Source organism: Nocardia arseniciresistens, from assembly GCF_046764875.1.
Classification (GTDB): domain Bacteria; phylum Actinomycetota; class Actinomycetes; order Mycobacteriales; family Mycobacteriaceae; genus Nocardia; species Nocardia arseniciresistens.
The window spans coordinates 232289-249463 of record NZ_JBKORD010000006.1 but is presented as its reverse complement, the minus strand read 5'-3'; the positions used below and the strand labels follow the sequence as shown (position 1 = coordinate 249463).

Below are 17175 nucleotides of genomic sequence, written 5' to 3'. Positions count from 1 at the left end.
GCAGGTCCGGCTACTGATCGGCGGCCAGAACGCCGCCGTCGTTGCGCTCGTCTCTTTTGATTCGTGGGTTCGCGGGTAATCGCCAAGAATCGAAATCTGTTGGGAACGAGGTTTATCGGATGAAGGACGAGTCGATTACCGACCGGACCGAATCGCCGCGACGCACGCGACGCGGCGACAGCTACGACAACATCGAGCCCTGGTTCGAAAAGTTGACGGCGCTAGACGCGAGCGACCCACACCGCGCCGCGTTGCGCAATCACATCATCGACCTCGCACTACCGCTCGCCGAGCACATCGCCCGCAAATTCTCAGGCCGCGGCGAATCCTTCGACGACCTCCTACAGATAGCCAGACTCGGGTTGGTGCAGTCGGTGGACCGCTTCGATGTCTCCCGCGGTACCTCGTTCCTCGGATTCGCGGTGCCGACCATCATGGGTGAGGTGCGCAGGCACTTTCGTGACCGCACCTGGTCGGTGCGGGTTCCACGCAGGCTCAAGGAGATCCAGCTGAAAATCGGTCCGGCGACCGAGACGCTGTCACAGCGCCTCGGGCGTACGCCGAGTGCCCGCGAGATCGCCGAGGAACTCGACCTGGAGCTCGTGGAGGTCACCCAGGCGCTGGTCGCGCGCAACGCCTACCGTGCGAACTCGCTCGACGCGGCGACCACCGACGACGGTGAGCATGCCGCGATACCACTGACCGACACGCTCGGTGCCGAAGAGCCCTGTTACGGCCTGATGGAGGACGCCATGGCGGTGCGTCCGCTTATCGCCGCGCTTCCTGAGCGCGAACGGCGGATGCTGATCATGAGGTACTTCGAGTCGAAGACGCAGCAACAGATCGCCGACTGGCTCGGCGTTTCGCAGATGCAGGTCTCGCGAATTCTGGCCAGAACATTGAAAAAGCTTCGTGAGCAAGCCTCGTATGATGAACACTTTTCACGTGCCGCGTGATGTGAACGAACTTTCCACCTGGAGGGACATGTTCAAATTGATCAAGGCGACCAATGCGGGCTTCGCCGTCGTCTCGGTCGCGGCCCTGGTCGGGACAGGTAGCGGGGCTGCAACGGCTGCCCCCGCCGCGCCCGCTGTCGGCGGTGGTTCCGGCATCATCGTCGACAACCGGGCCCAATGCACTGTGACCACCGTCGGTCACGATGTGGCGGGCAGGCTGGTCGGGCTCACGGCCGGGCACTGCGGGGAGCTCGGCTCTCAGGTGATCGCCGAAGCCAACCCCAACTACGGCGTGGTCGGCCGGTTCGTCTATTCCGATCATGAACTCGACTACGGCATCATCCAGTTCGATCAGGGCCGGATCGCGCCCGTCAATCGGGTCGGGACCTTCACCATCACCGAGATCGGTGCACCGGCCCAGTTCCCCACGGTCGTGTGCAAGAAGGGGCGCACCACCGGCAATACCTGCGGTGTCGCCTGGGGTGACATCTTCCGGACCAACAACGAGACCTGGACGCAGATGTGCGTGCTCGAGGGTGATTCCGGTGCGCCGGTCGTGGTCGGCACGACGCTGGTCGGGATGGTCAACGCCTACCTGGCTGTCGGCTGCTTCGGCCCGGAGGTCGGCACCACCATGAGCGCTATCATGAACGACATCAATGCGCGCGGCGATGTCGGCGCGGGTTTTCTGCCCGTCTGAACCGGCTAGCAGCCCTGTAGGGTCGCGGCGGCCAACTCGGCGACCACGTCATCGACATCGTGCCGCCCGCGAAAAGCGTTGAGCTGGCGTGTCGCACCGTTACCTCGGGCAAGCACAGCGGCCATCGAGTCGGCGACGAAGGCGCGTTCGCCGAGTTCCTCCAGCGCGGGTTCGATGTGCTCGACGAGCTTGGCGAGCTGCGCGACGGCCGGTCGGACGTGCCCATCCGCCGGATCGAGGCTGTCGCCGTCGAGGCCGCTGCGCGCGGCCTTCCAGTACGCGGCGCGCAAGATCTCGGCCGTCACCGGGGGAGCGGTCTGCCCTTGTGCCAGCGACTTTCGCGCCATCTGGACGGTGGCCCGGATCAGGGTCGCGAGCAAGGCGGTTTCCTCGACGGTGGCGGGTATATCGCTGACGCGGACCTCGACGGTGGGAAACGATGTCGACGGTCGGACGTCCCAATAGACCATCTTCTCGTCGAAGATGCTGCCGCTGGACAGCATCATGGCGACCATCGCGTCGTAGTCGCCCACCGATCGGAAATATGGCGGCGGCCCCGCGCTCGGCCAGCGTCGCCACAGGATGCTGCGCCAGCTGGCGAAACCGGTCTCGGCCCCGCGGTAGATCGCGGAGTTCGCGGTGAGAGCGAGGAACAGCGGCAGCCATGGCCGCAAGAAATTGCCGACCTGTAGCGCGACCTCGCGGTCCGGAACGCCGACGTGCACATGGCACCCGCACAGCCCCTGCTCATGGGCGAGCAAGCCGAAGTCCGCGGACATGCGCCGATAGCGTGGGGTGTCGGTGATCGGGAAGGTGTGCGGCACGGTCGGCGGAATCGCCACCGCGAGCAGTCGGGCGTCGTTCTTCTCAGCGCACGACGCGATACTCCTGCGTAGGTCGCGCAGCTCATCGCGCAACTCGGTCGCGTTGATGTGCACGGCGGTGTTCGTCTCCACTTGACAGCTGGTGAGTTCCAGTTGGAGCCCGATACCGAGCTCCGCCGCCGTCTGCGCCACCGCCACATTCTTCGCGACGGGCGCACCTGTCCGCGGATCCGCAAGGAGAAACTCCTCCTCGACACCGAAGGTTGCCGAGTATGCGTCCATAGGAGCAGGCTACCCGCCTTCATCAGGGCAAATGTGGGCTCGGTCGCGGGTTTCGGGTGCAGATTCGCATGTCGGACCGAGGTTACGAACCCTCTTGTTCGATTTCCCCCACGGTCCAGGCCGCGATCTGAGCGCGTGAGGTGAAGGCGAGTTTGGTCAGGATGTGTTCGACGTGGCCTTGGGCGGTGCGTTGTGAGACCACCAGTTTGGCGGCGATCTGCTTGTTGCTGAGTCCCTGGGCGACGAGGTCGGCGACCTGCCGCTCACGCTTGGTCAATTTCGCCGATGTGCGCGCCGCATCGGCGGGCTGTTCCCCGAGCGCGTACGCGACGGCAGTGCCCATACCCATCGCCCGGCCTTGCCGGAAGGCCGCGTCGAATCCGCGGGTGCCGAGGGTGCTGCGCGCTATCCGCTCACAGTCCTCGTGAAAGCGCGACATGTCCGGGAAAACAACTCCGACGGTGCTTCCGACCAGCCACATTCCCTGCGCGGCTCCCAGCAGCACAGCCGCGCGCTCGGCGTCACCCTGGTCGGCAACAATCCAGGCCAGTGCCTCGAGACCGAACGCGTTGAGCACCGGGCTATTCGGCCGTCGGTTGACTCGCAGCGCTTCCTCGAGCATTTGTCGGGCATTGTCCCGCTCGCCTTGCTGCCATGCGACCACGCCCAAGCCGTGTAGCGCAGCCGAACGGTAGAGCAGTTCGCCGCGTGCTTCGGTGATGGAAACTACTCGGCGGTATCGCTCGGATGCTCGAGTCAAGTCGCCGCGCACCTCGTATGCCTTGCCGAGGAGGGTCAGAGTACCGACATAGAGGCCTCCCGACCTGTCCGAGGTGAATGTCTCGACGTCATGTTCGAGGCAGGACGATACGTTGGCCGCATTGCCGCTAGCTAGTGCGAGAACGGCTGCCGCGTAAGCGATCTGCGCTTGGATCGCGGGGTGGGGGGCCTGTTCGGCGAGCGCTCGTCCCTCCGCAAGGAGGGCGGACGCGGACTGGAAATCCCCCTGTGCCGCAGCCAGTTGGCAGCCGACGCAGAGTGCCTTGATGCGGTCGGGGGTCGGTTCAGCCTTGGAGTGGGTGAGGACGCGGTCGATCCAGGACCGACCTTCGCTGTATAGACCGCACAAGCTCCAGAAATCGTAGAGTGCGGCAGTCGTGCTCAGCGCTGCTCGGGCTGCTTCCTTGGTGTCCTCGCCCAGATAGGATTCGAGCGCTTCGCGCAGGTTGGGCAGTTCGCGTTCGAGCCTGGCGATCCAGTCGAGCTGCCGGTCGCTGATCCACCCGGCTTCTGCATCCAGCGCAAGTTGGTGATACCAGGTGCTGTGGCGTCGGCGCAGTTGCTGGTATTCGCCGGACTCCCTCAACCTTTCCCGGCCGTAGTCGCGGATGGTTTCGAGCATCCGGAAACGCACAACAGTGTCCGATTCCTCCCGTACCAGGATCGACTTGTCCACCAGGGAGGAAAGCACATCCAGCGGTATGTCCGGTGCCAGATCGGCACCACACACCCGCTCGATCGCGTCGAGTTCGCAGCTGCCGGCGAATACCGACAACCGCGCCCACAGTCGCTGCTCGACCGGGGTGCACAATCCGTAGCTCCAGTCGATGCACCACCGCAGCGTCTGCTGCCGCGACGGTGCGGTGCGCCTACCTCGAGTCAGCAGGGCGTAGCGGTCGGTCAGCCGAGCCAGGATCTGCTGCGGCGACATCGAACGCATTCGGGCCGCGGCCAACTCGATCGCCAACGGCAACCCATCCAACTTGGCGCAGATCCCGGTGACGGCGGCCTTGTTGTCCGCATCGAGCTCGAAGCCCGGCACCGCTGCCGCGGCGCGGTCGGCGAACAACGTCACCGCATCGAAACGAGGCAACTCCGCCAGCGTCGGCTCCCGGTCCGGATCCGGGACCCTCAGTGGTGGCACCCGCAGCACCGCTTCCCCTGCGATATTCAACCGTTCCCGGCTAGTGGCGAGGATCCGCAGTTCCGGGCAGGTCTGCAGCAACGTCTCGGCCAACGTCGCCACCGCCCCCACAACCTGCTCGCAGTTGTCCAGAATGAGCAGAGTTTCTCGCGGGCTCAGGAAGTCGATCAGAACCTCGAGCAACCGACCGGCCGACTCGTTGCGCACACCGAGGGGGGCCGCCACCACATCGACCAGCAGCGACGGGTCGGACACCTCGGCCAGTTCGATGAACCACACCCCGTCGGCGAAATCACGTCGGGCACCCGATGCCGCTCGCAACGCCAGTCGCGTCTTACCCACACCCCCAGTCCCGGTCAACGTCACCAGCCGTGAGACCGGCAGCAGATTCTTCACCTCCGACACCTCGGTGCGCCGGTTGATGAAACTGGTCAACTCGAGCGGCAGATTGCCACTGTGGTCCTGAGCAGGCGCGGTCGGCCTACGCCATCCCCGCAGCGATGGCTTCTCACCGGGATCCTCGAGCGGCTTCTCACCGGGATCCTCGAGATCCGGTTCGCCCTGCAACGCCATCTCATCCACCGAGAACCCGTGGCCCAGCTGCAGCTGCCGAAGTGTCTGCCCCAGCGCCACCGCCGACGGCCGCTCGCGGCGGTCACGGCTCATCGCCGTTTCCACCACCGCCGACACATCCTCAGAGATACCCGTCTCCCGCAGGTCGGGCACCGGCTGGGTAGTGATCCGGACAAACTGTGCCACCACGTTCTCACCGCCACGTCGCTCGAACGCGGCATGCCCGGTCAATGCGCAAAACAGGGTGGCACCGAGTCCATACACATCCGCGGCCGCGGTCGGACCCTCCCCGTCGAGCACCTCTGGTGCGGTGAATGCCGGCGACCCGGTCACAACGCCCTCGGTTGTGCGGAACCCGCCGGCGATGTGCGCGATACCGAAATCGGTCAACGCTGGCTCCCCGTACTCGGTGAGCAGAATATTCCCCGGCTTCACATCCCGATGCACGATACCGAGCCGATGCGCGCTCTCCAACGCACCAGAGATCTTCACCCCGATCTGTAGCACCCTTTCCAACAGAAGCGGACCATTGGTGCGGATCCACGAATCCAGGGAACCCAGCGGGTGATACGGCATCACCAGATAGGGCCGCCCGCGCTCGGTGGTACCGCTCTCCAGCACGGTGACGATGTTCGGGTGCCCGGTCAAGCGGCCCATCGCGTGCTGCTCCCGCACAAACCGCGCCTGATTGTCTTCGTTCCATTGCGCGGTCAACACCTTTACCGCGACCGTCCGGTCCAACGCCGCCTGCGTGCAGCGGTACACCACACCGAAACCACCGCGCCCGATCTCCACGGCGTCCTCGAAACCGGCCGCAGCCAACTCCGCCGTGACAGGTGTTACTGCCTCACGGCGTGTCCGTAACGGATCATCATCGGTCATCGGACGGGTGTGATCCGACCAGCATCTCTCCGGACACCGGGCAACATGCACTCACAATGCCCAGCGTATCGCCGAAAACATCGGCGGAGGAATATCGAACTCGGAGCGCGTAGATCGCGACACCGATCACCTCGTTTCAGCACCGGCAGTGGGCGACCCACAGTGTCAGAACCGTGCGTCCATAGACGCACGGTGAGAACCCTTACAGTGCAAGCCCTTCGGTCACGTGCGAGATAACTTCGCAGACCGCGGGAGGTGGTCGCGCACGCGGTCCGAGCGCAGCGCGGCACAGCTCATTCGGCCCGCCCGCCGATGCGGTGGGTGAGATCATCCGCAGTGTCGCGGACTCGAGCAGCCAGATCGGACCAGTCGGCGTCGCAGGGGTGCTGCGTGCAGTGGTGGCGCAGGGTCACGCTGATCGCGGCGATCGGATGGTGGTCGTGGTCGAACACGGCATACGCAACGGATGCGAAACCAGCGGTCACGTGTCCGTCCTCGCTTGCCCAGCCGCGGCGTCGTTCCGCGGCGAGGGTGGTGCGCAGCTGCGCGAGGGTGGCGGGCCCCCTGTCGGTACGGCGCACGAATGCGGCGGCGGAGGGGAACAGGGCACGCACATGCGATTCGGTCAGGTGCGCGAGGATCGCGCGCCCGGACGCGGTCAGGTGAGCGGGCAACCGGACGCCGACGTCGGTCACCAAGGTCTCAGGGCGGGTGGGGCGCTCCTTGATCAGATACAGCAGCTCGTTGCCGTGCAGCACCCCGAGGTGCGCGTTGTGCCCGACCCGTTCGACCAGCTCGCGCAGCAGCGGCCTGGCCAGCCGTTCGAGTGGGTCGTGGCGCAGGTAGGCCGAACCGAGCTCGAATGCCGCGATGCCGAGTCCGTAGCGTCGTTCGGCGGGCAGCCTGGTGACGAATCGGGTCTGTTCCAGCTCCGCGAGTAGGTGGTAGGTGGTGGAGCGGGGCAGGCCGAGCTCGCGGGCGATGGTTGAGGCGGAAACCGGGCCCGCGTGCCCGGCCATCAGTTGCAGGATCGCCAGTCCGCGCCGTAATGCGGGGATATCGCTGCTCGGACCCATGCCACTTCCTCGGATTGTCTCGGATTCCAGACAAAACCTGGCCGCGCCTCATTCTCCACCGGCCCCGCACACTGTGGAATGGGCATATGCCGGATATCACGCAGTTGCCGACGGTCGAGCTGGACGGGCCATTGACCATGGAGCGGGTCGCCGCCGTCGCGCGCCTCGGGGCGAAGGTCCGATTCAGCGAGGCTGCCGAGAAGCGCTTGACCTCGGCGCGGCAATATGTCGATGTGCTCGCCGCGGGGACCGTCCCGACCTACGGCGTATCCACCGGCTTCGGCGCACTAGCGACCCGCCACATTCCGCCCGAGAGCCGCGCGGCGCTGCAACGGTCGTTGATCCGTTCGCACGCCGCGGGCACCGGTCCCGCGGTCGAGCCGGAAGTGGTGCGCGCGATGATGCTGCTGCGGCTGCGCACACTGGCCACCGGTCACACCGGTGTGCGGCCGGAGACCGCGGTAACCCTGGCCGCGTTGATCAATGCGGGCATTACCCCGATCGTGCACGAATACGGCTCGCTGGGCTGCTCCGGTGACCTCGCGCCGCTGGCCGCCGTGGCCTTGGCATTGATGGGGGAAGGTGAGGTCACCGATTCCTCCGGCGCTGTTGTACCGGCGGCAATAGCCTTGCGCGCCAATGGAATCGAGCCTGTAACCCTCGCTGAGAAGGAGGGGCTCGCGCTCACCAACGGCACCGACGGCATGCTCGGCATGCTGGTCCTCGCGCTCGCCGACCTGCACCGACTGCTCGATATCGCCGACCTGACGGCCGCGATGAGTGTGGAGGCATTGCTCGGCACCGACCGAGTGTTCGCCGAGGACCTTCAGGCGCTGCGCCCACACCCCGGCCAAGCACATTCGGCGCGGCGAATCCTGGCCGCCCTCGCGGGCTCGGAAATCGTCGCGAGCCACCGCGGCCCGGACTGCAACCGCGTGCAAGACGCCTACTCACTGCGCTGCGCCCCGCAGGTACACGGCGCAGCACGCGATACCGTCAGCCACGCCGCGACGGTCGCCGAGCGAGAGTTGGCCTCCGCCATCGACAATCCGGTAGTGCTCGCCGATGGCCGCCTGGAATCGAACGGCAATTTCCACGGCGCCCCGATCGGCTACGTCCTGGACTTCCTTGCCATCCCGGTCGCCGACGTGGCGAGCATGTCGGAGCGTCGCACCGACCGGATGCTGGATGTCGCCCGCTCCCACGGCCTTCCGGCCTTCCTTGCCGCGGACCCCGGCGTCGACTCCGGTCACATGATCGCCCAGTACACCCAGGCAGGCATCGTCAGCGAACTCAAGCGCCTGGCCGCCCCCGCATCGGTCGACTCCATCCCCAGCAGCGCAATGCAGGAGGACCACGTATCGATGGGCTGGTCGGCGGCACGCAAACTGCGCAAGGCAGTGGAAGGTCTGGCCTCGGTGCTGGCGGTCGAATACCTCACCGCCGCACGTGCACTCGACTTCCGCGCCCCACTACGCCCCGCCCCGGCCACCGCCGCCGCACTCGCATTGCTCCGCACCAAGGTGGACGGCCCCGGCCCGGACCGCCACCTGGCCCCCGAAATCGCCGCAGCCACAGAACTTGTCAACTCCGGCGAACTCCTGCGCGTGATAGCCCCCTACCTCACCCCATAACCGATTCCATCCGAGGGAGACATCTCATGGCAGAGCTCCTCACCAACCCGGCCCGCCGACTCGCTAAACACCCATCCCGGTCGGTGCTCGAGCGGGTCGAATTGTCGAGTGGCGCACGATCGAGTGGGTTTCTCGGTGTTTGTCGCAGGCACGCGCCAGTCGCGGGCGTCGGCCACGGGATGGCGGTGTCGTGATGGGGCGGAGTGTGCGGGCGGCTCGAGGGACGCGGTTGACGGCGCGGAATTGGCAGGCCGAGGCGGCGTTGCGGATGCTGCACAACAATTTGGATCCGGAGGTGGCGGAGCGGCCCGAGGATTTGGTGGTGTACGGCGGCACCGGGAAGGCGGCTCGGGATTGGGCCAGTTTCGACGCGATCAGTCGGTGCCTGACGATGCTGGATGTCGATGAGACGTTGCTGGTGCAGTCGGGGCGGCCGGTGGGGGTGTTCCGTACGCACGAGTGGGCGCCTCGGGTACTGATCGCGAATTCGAATCTGGTGGGGGATTGGGCGAATTGGCCGGAATTTCGCAGGCTGGAGGCGCTCGGTCTGACCATGTATGGACAGATGACGGCGGGCTCGTGGATCTACATCGGTACGCAAGGGATATTGCAAGGCACCTACGAGACCTTCGCCGCGGTGGCGGACAAGCGATTCGGGGGCACTCTGGCGGGGACACTCACCCTGACCGCGGGGCTCGGCGGGATGGGCGGCGCGCAGCCGCTTGCGATCACCATGAACGGTGGTGTGGCGCTGGTGGTCGAGTGTGATCCGGCGAGGGCTCGGCGAAGGGCGCACGACGGCTACCTCGACGAGGTCGCCGATGACCTCGACGATGCCGTTGCCCGGGTCTCGACGGCTCGCAAGCAACGAAAGCCGTTGTCGGTCGGACTGATCGGCAATGCGGCCGAGGTCATGCCCGAGCTGCTGGCGGCCGGTGTCGAGGTCGATATCGTCACCGACCAGACCTCCGCCCACGACCCACTCGCCTACCTCCCGCGTGGCGTAGACCTCGATGACTGGCCGGACTACGCGGCGAAGAAGCCGGACGAATTCACCGACAGGGCCCGCGAATCCATGGCCGAGCATGTCGATGCGATGCTCGGATTCCTCGATCGCGGCGCGGAGGTATTCGACTACGGTAACTCGCTGCGTGGTGAGGCGAAGCTCGGTGGCTGCGATCGGGCGTTCGATTTCCCGGGGTTCGTGCCCGCCTACATTCGTCCGCTGTTCTGCGAGGGCAAAGGTCCGTTCCGCTGGGCGGCGCTCTCAGGTGACCCGCAAGATATCGCCGCGACCGACCGCGCGATTCTGGAACTGTTCCCCGACAACGAATCTTTGCGCCGCTGGATCAGGCTGGCCGGGGAACATGTTGCCTTCCAAGGGCTTCCGGCCCGGATCTGCTGGCTGGGCTACGGCGAGCGCCACCTGGCCGGATTGCGGTTCAACGAGATGGTCGCCAGCGGTGAACTGCACGCCCCGGTGGTGATCGGGCGTGATCACCTGGATTCCGGCAGTGTCGCATCGCCCTACCGCGAAACCGAGTCGATGGCCGACGGCTCCGACGCCATCGCCGACTGGCCGCTGCTGAACGCCTTGGTCAATACCGCTTCCGGTGCGAGCTGGGTGTCGATCCACCAGGGCGGCGGTGTCGGGATGGGCCGGTCGATTCATGCCGGGCAGGTCTGTGTGGCCGACGGTAGCGCGCTGGCCGCGCAGAAGATCGAGCGTGTGTTGACCAACGATCCCGGGATGGGCGTCATCCGGCACGTCGATGCCGGGTACGAGCGTGCCGGTGAGATTGCCGTGCGACGCGGTGTGCGAATTCCGATGCAGGAGGGCAAATGAGCGCCGTCAAGCTATTGGCCGAGATCGCCGATGTCGGAAAAGATTCCGGACGCGGCGGATATTCACGGCATGTTTTCGATGCGGCCGAGTTGGAGTTGCGCCAGTGGTTCATCGAGCAGGCCGGCCTGCGCGGGCTCGCGGTGCGCACCGACCGCAACGGCAACATCTGGGCATGGTGGGGTCGACCAGCGCGGGGAGCGGTCGTCACCGGCAGCCACCTGGATTCGGTGCCGGGAGGCGGCGCGTTCGACGGTCCGCTCGGCGTCGCGAGCGCACTCGCTGCGGTGGATATCCTGCACGCCAGAGGTTTTTCTCCCACAAAGCCCTTCGCGCTGGTGGTATTCGCGGAGGAAGAGGGCGGGCGGTTCGGCGTGCCGTGCCTCGGCTCCCGGCTGCTCACCGGAGCGCTCGACCCCGACCGTGCTCGCGGGCTGCACGACACCGCCGGAATCACCCTCGCCGAGGCCGCCGCCAAGGCCGGGCGCGACCCGGCGAATTTCGGCGCGGATCCCGAATCACTCGCCCTGATCGGGTGTTTCATCGAGTTGCACGTGGAGCAGGGTCGTGGCCTCATCGACATGGACAGCCCGGTCGCTACCGGCAGCTCCATCATCGCGCACGGCCGCTACCGATTCTCCTTCTCCGGGCAGGGAAATCACGCGGGCACCACCCTGATCGCCGATCGCAACGACCCCATGCTTCCCGCAGCCGCGGTGATTGCTGCCGCTCGCCACGCTGCCGCCGCGACCAGCGACGCCAGAGCGACCGTAGGCCGCCTGGTGCCAGTTCCCGGCGGTACCAACGTGATCGCCTCCACCGTCGAACTCTGGCTCGACGCCCGAGTGCCGGGAAACGGCCGCACCGCCACGCTTGTCGAAGACATCGCCGAAGTCGCCCGTACCGCCGCGGCCGAGGAAGGGTGCGAGGTCACCGTTACCCAGGAGTCCTATTCGGACGACGTGGTTTTCGACGAAGTGCTGCGGAACCGGATGGATCAGGTACTCGGCGGCGTCCCCGCATTGCCGACCGGAGCGGGTCACGACGCCGGGATCCTCGCGGCGCACGTCCCCACCGGCATGCTCTACGTGCGCAACCCGACCGGAATCAGCCATGCCCCAGCAGAATACGCGGAGCCGATCGACGTGGATTTCGGTGCGGTGAGCCTTGCTCACGTGCTGGAGGAACTGGCTGGATGAACATTGACGGAACCGGCGCAGCAGGCGAACCGTCCTTGCGCTCGGCGCGGGAGGGGGCGGCCGGATGAGCGTGTATTGGGCCGAGTATGCCTGGTTGCCCGAGGGGCTCGCAGAGTCGGTGTCCATCGATGTCGACGGGGGCGTGATCCGCTCGGTTGCGGTCAGCGCCGAACGGTCGGGGAATGTGTTGCCGGGTCTGACCGTTCCCGGGTTCGCGAACGCGCACTCGCACGCCTTTCATCGCGCGCTGCGTGGGCGCACCCACCATGATCGCGGCACGTTCTGGACGTGGCGGGAACGGATGTACGCCGTTGCCGCGCGGCTGGATCCCGATTCGTATTACCGGCTCGCCCGCGGCGTGTACGCCGAGATGATGCTCGCGGGGTACACCAGTGTCGGCGAGTTCCACTACCTGCACCACGGGCCCGGCGGCGTGCCCTACGACGATCCGAACGCGATGAGCGCGGCATTGTCCGCGGCCGCGCAGGACGCCGGGATTCGGCTCACCCTGCTCGACACCTGCTATCTGTCAGGCGGATTCGGCTGGAAGCTCGACGAGCATCAGCGCCGGTTCAGTGACGGCGATGTGGGCGCGTGGGCCGAACGGGCCGCCACCTTCACGCCGAAGTCGGACCTCGTGCGAACCGGGGTGGCGGCGCACTCGGTGCGCGCGGTGCCGCCGGGGGCGCTGCGGGTGGTCGCGCAACAGGCCGCGGGCAGGCCGGTGCACGTCCATGTCTCCGAACAGCCGGCGGAGAATCGCGATTGCATGGCCGCACACGGCCGTACCCCGACGGCGCTGCTCGCGGAGACAGGGATGCTCGGGCCGAGCACGACCGCCGTGCACGCGACACATGTGACGGAGGCCGATATTCGACTGATCGCCGGAATGCGGGCAAGGGTGTGCTTCTGCCCGACTACCGAACGTGATCTCGGTGACGGAATCGGCCCCGCCCGCGCGCTTGCCGATGCGGGGGTGCGGCTGTGTCTGGGCAGTGATAGTCACGCGGTGGTCGACGCCTTCGAGGAATGGCGAGCACTCGAGCTGAACGAGCGGCTCGCCAGCGGTTCGCGCGGACGTTTCGAACTCGCGCAGTTGTACAGCGCGGCAACAGATCACGCCTCGATCGGCTGGCCCGAGGTCGGCCGCATCGAGGCGGGCGCGGCAGCGGATCTGGTGACCATCGACCTCGACTCGGTCCGCACCGCGGGCACCGACCCGGCCGCCGCGCTCTACGCCGCCACCGCCAGCGATGTCCGCGCGGTTCTGATAGCAGGCAAGGCCGTCGTCTCCGAGCATCGACATCTACGGTTGGAGGCTCCGGAAGCCGTGCTGCGATCGGAGATCGAGGCTTTGCTGAAAGCGTGAGGACTGCCGGGCCGGGGGAGTGCCCCACGCAAGTGCTCAGCTGAGCCGGGTCCCGTACCAGTCCAGCACCCGCCGCCAGGCCTCGTTCGCCGCGGTTTGGTTGTACCTCGGTCCGGTGTCGTTGAAGAACGCGTGGTCGGCGTCCGGAGCCACGAACACCTCGTGCGGTAGGCCCGCGCGTTGCAGCGCCGCTTCGGCTCCGGGCCGTGAGGCGTCGACTCGGGCGTCCAGTGCCGCGTAGACGGCCAGCACCGCGGCCGTCGAACCGGAGACGTCACCGTTGTCGGGGAAGGGGCCGTAGAACGGTGTGGCCGCGGCCAGCTTCGGGGTGCCGGAGGTCAGCAGCAACCACACCAGGCCGCCGCCGAAGCAGAACCCGGTGGCGCCGATCTTCTTGCCCGGCGCGCGCCGTTCGAGTTCGTCGATCCCGGCTCGCAGGTCGGCGACGAGCTGCTCCTGCGGGATCTTGCCGAGTGCGGCGGTGGCCGCGGCGGGGTCGGTGAAAACGGCGGTGCCGCCCGCCTCGGAGAGCAGGTCCACGGCGAGTGCGGAATAGCCCACGCCCGCGAATCGCCCTGTCACCGAACGAATGTGGTCGGTGAGGCCCTTGTTCTCATGGATGACGAGTACCGCGCCACGCGGCTGCGCTGCCGGTGCCCACGCACCCTGTAACTCGCGACCGTCGGGCCCGGGGAATGTCACCGGCGTCGTGAGCACCGCGGTACTCATCCCCGGCGGCGTCGGTGCCGGGGAATCCGTCGTCGATGTCACCGGATTCGTAGTCTGCTCATCGCTGGAACAGGCCGCCAACAGCGCGGCAGCCGCGGTCGCCCCGACGCCGAGCAGCCCGAGACGGCGCAGCGCCTCTCGGCGGGGCAACAACCCGTCGGCATGGTCGGCAGCGATTTCTTCGACGATGTAGCGCTGCAACGGCGTCATGAAGCCAGCCTATAACGCGTCTGGCATCCGGCGAGGTCGGCAGACACCGTCTTTCTCGGACGCCTCCACCCAGAGCCGGTCCCGCGGGTCACGGCTGGAAGACAGCGATGTTGCCGTCGCTCCATGTGGACCGCAGTACCCGGGATGTGAGCTGCCACCCGGTATCGGTCCTGCTCAGTCGATCCTCGTAACTGCCTGCGGCAAGAAAGGTGTCGCCACCGGGCGCGCCACGTCGGATGTGCTGGGCCAGGTAGTAGCAGCTGTGGAAGGCCGCGTCGCCGTCGAAGGTGACTTGGTGGTTGGTGTTGATGTGCTGGGTGGCATCGAGCCGTTCGATGCTCGGCCTGATCCTGGCCAGGATGGCGGTTCGCCCCGTGTGTCGCTCGCCGCCTGCCAGGTATTCCCAGACGGCATCGTCAGCGAACAGCGTGCCGAGTAGATCCCAGTCTCGGGTGTCGACGGCGGTGGCGTAGGCGGTGGTGGTATCGATGATCTCGGCGGTGTCGAGCAGCTGTTGGATCGTGCGCGGCATAGTGGGGGTCCCTCTGCGCGTGGATGATTCGTTGACGCCTACATGATTGCAGCCGATCCGCGATCCGGTCGTTCGGCCGGAATGCCCCGTGGTTGACGTTCGTTCAGCAGCGGTCGCCTGCGTCGAGAGTGGCCAGCAGGTGGCGGAGGGTTTCGCGCTCGTCGGGGGAGAGCGCGGAGAAGAGTTCCTCGGCGGCCTCGCGGCGGGCGGCCGACATCCGGGAAAGGGCGACGCGGCCCGCGTCGGTGAGGGTGACCAGGGTGGAGCGCCGGTTGGACGGGTCGACGGCGCGGCCGACCAGGCCCGAGGACTCGAGCGCGTCGACGACGGTGGTGGCCGAGCGGGGGACGATGTCGAGCCGTTCGGCGAGCGCGGCCATGCGCAGTGGTTCGCTGTGGCGGGCGATGATGCGCAGCGCGCGAGCCTGGGCGGGGGTCAGGCCCAGTGGTGCGAGGCGGGCCGACTGGTTGCGTCGGATCCGTTTCGCGGCGCGCACGAACAGCTCGGGCAGATCACTTTCGGGAGCGGTATCCACAAAGATGAGCATAACTCATTGTTCAATGGAATAATTGTGAGCCATACTCAGTTCTATGGGTAGTTTTCGTGAAAGGAGGCGCCTATGCAGCCCCCACCCTCTGAACTCGGTCGGATCGTCCGGCTCTTCCGGCCCTATCGGGCCCGCCTTGCTCTGGTCGCCGCGCTGGTCGGCCTGTCTTCGCTCGTCTCGCTCGCCTCGCCGTTCATGTTGCGCGGCGTGCTCGATGAGGCGCTGCCGAACGGCCGCACCGGCCTGCTGACCCTGCTCGCCGTCGGCATGGTTGCGGTCGCGGCGTCGACCAGCGTCTTCGGTGTGCTCCAGACCTACATTTCCACCGCGGTCGGCCAGAATGTCATGCACGACCTGCGCTCGGAGGTATACGCCAGGTTGCAGCGCATGCCGCTGTCGTTCTTCACCGCGACCCGCACCGGCGAGGTGCAGTCCAGGATCGCCAATGATATCGGCGGCATGCAATCGACTGTCACCTCGACCGCAACCTCCCTTGTCTCCAACTTCACCACCGTTGTCGCCTCGATCATCGCCATGCTCGCCCTCGACTGGCGCCTGACCGTGGTGTCGCTGATCATGCTGCCGTTCTTCGTCTGGATCAGTCGCCGTGTAGGCAACGAGCGCAGGAAGATCACCGCGCATCGGCAGGAGAAGCTCGCGGGCATGTCGGCGATCGTCGAGGAATCGCTCTCGGTCAGCGGCATTCTGCTCGGACGCACGATGGGCCGCTCACCCGCGCTGATCGACACCTTCGCCGAGGAGTCGCGCGGACTTGTCGACCTGGAGATCCGCTCCGGTATGGCCGGTCGCTGGCGTCAGTCGACGATCCAGATCGTCATGTCGGCGATGCCCGCGGTTATCTACTGGGTCGCGGGACTGACCGTCGCCGCCGGGAACCCACTGGTATCGATCGGCACGCTGGTCGCCTTCACCACCTTGCAGAGCAGCCTGCTGCGGCCGATGGTGCAGCTGCTGTACACCGGTGTCGAGGTGCAGAGCTCGATGGCCTTGTTCGGCCGCATCTTCGAGTACCTGGACCTGAAGCCCGACATCGAGGAGCCACGAAACCCACTGTCGCTGCCGAAAGCCATGGGCGAGGTCCGATTCGAACAGGTCGGCTTCTCCTACGGCCCCGGCGCCCGGAATGTGTTGAGCGACATCGACATCACGGTACCCGCGGGGACCAGCATGGCGGTGGTCGGCGAAACGGGTTCCGGCAAGACCACTCTCGGATATCTCGTCGCACGGTTGTACGACGCGACCTCGGGTCGGGTCACGATCGACGGAACAGATGTACGGGACCTGTCTTTCGCCGATCTCGCCGGTGCCGTTGGCGTGGTATCCCAGGAGAACTACCTATTCCACGCGTCGGTCGCCGACAACCTGCGTTTCGCCAAACCCGATGCCACGGACGAGCAATTGCGGGCGGCCGCGCGCGCCGCGCAGATCCACGACCATATCTCGAGTCTGCCCGACGGATACGACACGATGGTCGGCGAGCGCGGTTACCGGTTCTCCGGCGGCGAGAAACAGCGCCTCGCTGTCGCGAGGGTCATCCTGCGCAACCCGCCGATCCTGGTGCTGGACGAGGCTACCAGCGCCCTGGACACTCGGACCGAGCGCGAAGTCCAGGCCGCGATCGACGCACTGTCGCAGGGCCGCACGACCATCACCATCGCCCATCGCCTTTCCACTATTCGAGACGCGGACCAGATCGTGGTCTTGGACCGGGGCCGCATCGTCGAATCCGGAACCCACCGGCAGCTGATCGAATCCAACGGCCGCTACGGCGATCTCCTTGCTCGCGACACCACATTCGACACCGAACAGGAACTGGCGGAGGTCGAACTCGAATTGCTGGGTACACCGGTAGTTTTCGACAAGGCATAGGGAAC

13 protein-coding genes are annotated in these 17175 nt (G+C 66.5%); 7 read left to right on the top strand and 6 right to left on the bottom strand.

Translation table 11 applies throughout. The features are described from left to right. The first annotated feature begins 119 nt into the window (after positions 1-119). Entirely contained in the window at positions 120-956 is an 837-nt protein-coding gene (locus ACLMAJ_RS13175; protein ID WP_412013913.1) for an RNA polymerase sigma factor SigF, read from the top strand. A gap of 28 nt (positions 957-984) precedes the next feature. Continuing rightward, on the top strand, positions 985-1656 hold the full coding sequence (locus ACLMAJ_RS13170) for a chymotrypsin family serine protease (RefSeq protein ID WP_412013912.1): 672 nt from the start codon (positions 985-987) through the stop codon (positions 1654-1656). Between the two features lie 5 nt (positions 1657-1661). On the opposite strand, the gene ACLMAJ_RS13165 is transcribed toward ACLMAJ_RS13170, so the two are convergent. From ACLMAJ_RS13165 to ACLMAJ_RS13155, 3 genes are all read right to left on the bottom strand, one after another. Continuing rightward, positions 1662-2762: a glutamate--cysteine ligase 2 gene (locus ACLMAJ_RS13165; RefSeq protein ID WP_412013911.1), complete on the bottom strand. Its 1101-nt coding sequence runs from the start codon at positions 2760-2762 to the stop codon at positions 1662-1664. Positions 2763-2844: 82 nt separating this feature from the next. Continuing rightward, entirely contained in the window at positions 2845-6141 is a 3297-nt protein-coding gene (locus tag ACLMAJ_RS13160) for a protein kinase domain-containing protein (RefSeq protein WP_412013910.1), read from the bottom strand. A gap of 293 nt (positions 6142-6434) precedes the next feature. Beyond that, the gene (locus tag ACLMAJ_RS13155; RefSeq protein ID WP_412013909.1) at positions 6435-7217 is read right to left on the bottom strand and encodes an IclR family transcriptional regulator; all 783 of its coding nucleotides are present in this window, start codon (positions 7215-7217) and stop codon (positions 6435-6437) included. 86 nt (positions 7218-7303) lie between these two features. On the opposite strand from ACLMAJ_RS13155, the gene hutH reads away from it, so the two are divergent. The 4 genes from hutH to ACLMAJ_RS13135 all read left to right on the top strand — a co-directional run bounded on the left by hutH (position 7304) and on the right by ACLMAJ_RS13135 (position 13262). Beyond that, complete coding sequence (hutH, locus tag ACLMAJ_RS13150) at positions 7304-8851, top strand: histidine ammonia-lyase (protein ID WP_412013908.1); 1548 nt, start codon at positions 7304-7306, stop codon at positions 8849-8851. Positions 8852-9044: 193 nt separating this feature from the next. Beyond that, positions 9045-10697, top strand: coding sequence for a urocanate hydratase (gene hutU, locus ACLMAJ_RS13145; protein ID WP_412013907.1), 1653 nt, complete (start codon positions 9045-9047; stop codon positions 10695-10697). Then, the gene (locus ACLMAJ_RS13140) at positions 10694-11893 is read left to right on the top strand and encodes an allantoate amidohydrolase (RefSeq protein ID WP_412013906.1); all 1200 of its coding nucleotides are present in this window, start codon (positions 10694-10696) and stop codon (positions 11891-11893) included. Before hutU ends, ACLMAJ_RS13140 begins: the two co-directional genes overlap by 4 nt. 64 nt (positions 11894-11957) lie before the next feature. Further along, positions 11958-13262 carry a formimidoylglutamate deiminase gene (locus ACLMAJ_RS13135; protein ID WP_412013905.1) on the top strand — a complete coding sequence of 435 codons (1305 nt, stop codon included), beginning with the start codon at positions 11958-11960 and terminating at the stop codon, positions 13260-13262. A 36-nt stretch (positions 13263-13298) separates the two neighbouring features. Here ACLMAJ_RS13135 and ACLMAJ_RS13130 read toward each other — a convergent pair whose 3' ends face one another. From ACLMAJ_RS13130 to ACLMAJ_RS13120, 3 genes are all read right to left on the bottom strand, one after another. After that, entirely contained in the window at positions 13299-14201 is a 903-nt protein-coding gene (locus ACLMAJ_RS13130; RefSeq protein ID WP_412013904.1) for a dienelactone hydrolase family protein, read from the bottom strand. 88 nt (positions 14202-14289) lie between these two features. Next, positions 14290-14733 carry a nuclear transport factor 2 family protein gene (locus ACLMAJ_RS13125; protein WP_412013903.1) on the bottom strand — a complete coding sequence of 148 codons (444 nt, stop codon included), beginning with the start codon at positions 14731-14733 and terminating at the stop codon, positions 14290-14292. A 103-nt stretch (positions 14734-14836) separates the two neighbouring features. After that, positions 14837-15268 carry a MarR family winged helix-turn-helix transcriptional regulator gene (locus ACLMAJ_RS13120; RefSeq protein WP_412013902.1) on the bottom strand — a complete coding sequence of 144 codons (432 nt, stop codon included), beginning with the start codon at positions 15266-15268 and terminating at the stop codon, positions 14837-14839. Between the two features lie 84 nt (positions 15269-15352). Between ACLMAJ_RS13120 and ACLMAJ_RS13115 the strand changes: the two genes are divergently transcribed. Continuing rightward, complete coding sequence (locus ACLMAJ_RS13115) at positions 15353-17170, top strand: ABC transporter ATP-binding protein (RefSeq protein ID WP_412013901.1); 1818 nt, start codon at positions 15353-15355, stop codon at positions 17168-17170. The last annotated feature ends 5 nt before the right edge of the window (positions 17171-17175 follow it).

Excerpts from the sequence above, each read along its gene's own strand:
- hutU (WP_412013907.1), top strand. The coding sequence starts at position 9,045 with ATGGGGCGGAGTGTGCGGGCGGCTCGAGGGACGCGGTTGACGGCGCGG.
- ACLMAJ_RS13170 (WP_412013912.1), top strand. The coding sequence starts at position 985 with ATGTTCAAATTGATCAAGGCGACCAATGCGGGCTTCGCCGTCGTCTCG.
- ACLMAJ_RS13165 (WP_412013911.1), bottom strand. The coding sequence starts at position 2,762 with ATGGACGCATACTCGGCAACCTTCGGTGTCGAGGAGGAGTTTCTCCTT.
- ACLMAJ_RS13160 (WP_412013910.1), bottom strand. The coding sequence starts at position 6,141 with ATGACCGATGATGATCCGTTACGGACACGCCGTGAGGCAGTAACACCT.
- ACLMAJ_RS13125 (WP_412013903.1), bottom strand. The coding sequence starts at position 14,733 with ATGCCGCGCACGATCCAACAGCTGCTCGACACCGCCGAGATCATCGAT.
- ACLMAJ_RS13155 (WP_412013909.1), bottom strand. The coding sequence starts at position 7,217 with ATGGGTCCGAGCAGCGATATCCCCGCATTACGGCGCGGACTGGCGATC.
- ACLMAJ_RS13115 (WP_412013901.1), top strand. The coding sequence starts at position 15,353 with ATGCAGCCCCCACCCTCTGAACTCGGTCGGATCGTCCGGCTCTTCCGG.
- hutH (WP_412013908.1), top strand. The coding sequence starts at position 7,304 with ATGCCGGATATCACGCAGTTGCCGACGGTCGAGCTGGACGGGCCATTG.
- ACLMAJ_RS13175 (WP_412013913.1), top strand. The coding sequence starts at position 120 with ATGAAGGACGAGTCGATTACCGACCGGACCGAATCGCCGCGACGCACG.
- ACLMAJ_RS13130 (WP_412013904.1), bottom strand. The coding sequence starts at position 14,201 with ATGACGCCGTTGCAGCGCTACATCGTCGAAGAAATCGCTGCCGACCAT.
- ACLMAJ_RS13140 (WP_412013906.1), top strand. The coding sequence starts at position 10,694 with ATGAGCGCCGTCAAGCTATTGGCCGAGATCGCCGATGTCGGAAAAGAT.
- ACLMAJ_RS13135 (WP_412013905.1), top strand. The coding sequence starts at position 11,958 with ATGAGCGTGTATTGGGCCGAGTATGCCTGGTTGCCCGAGGGGCTCGCA.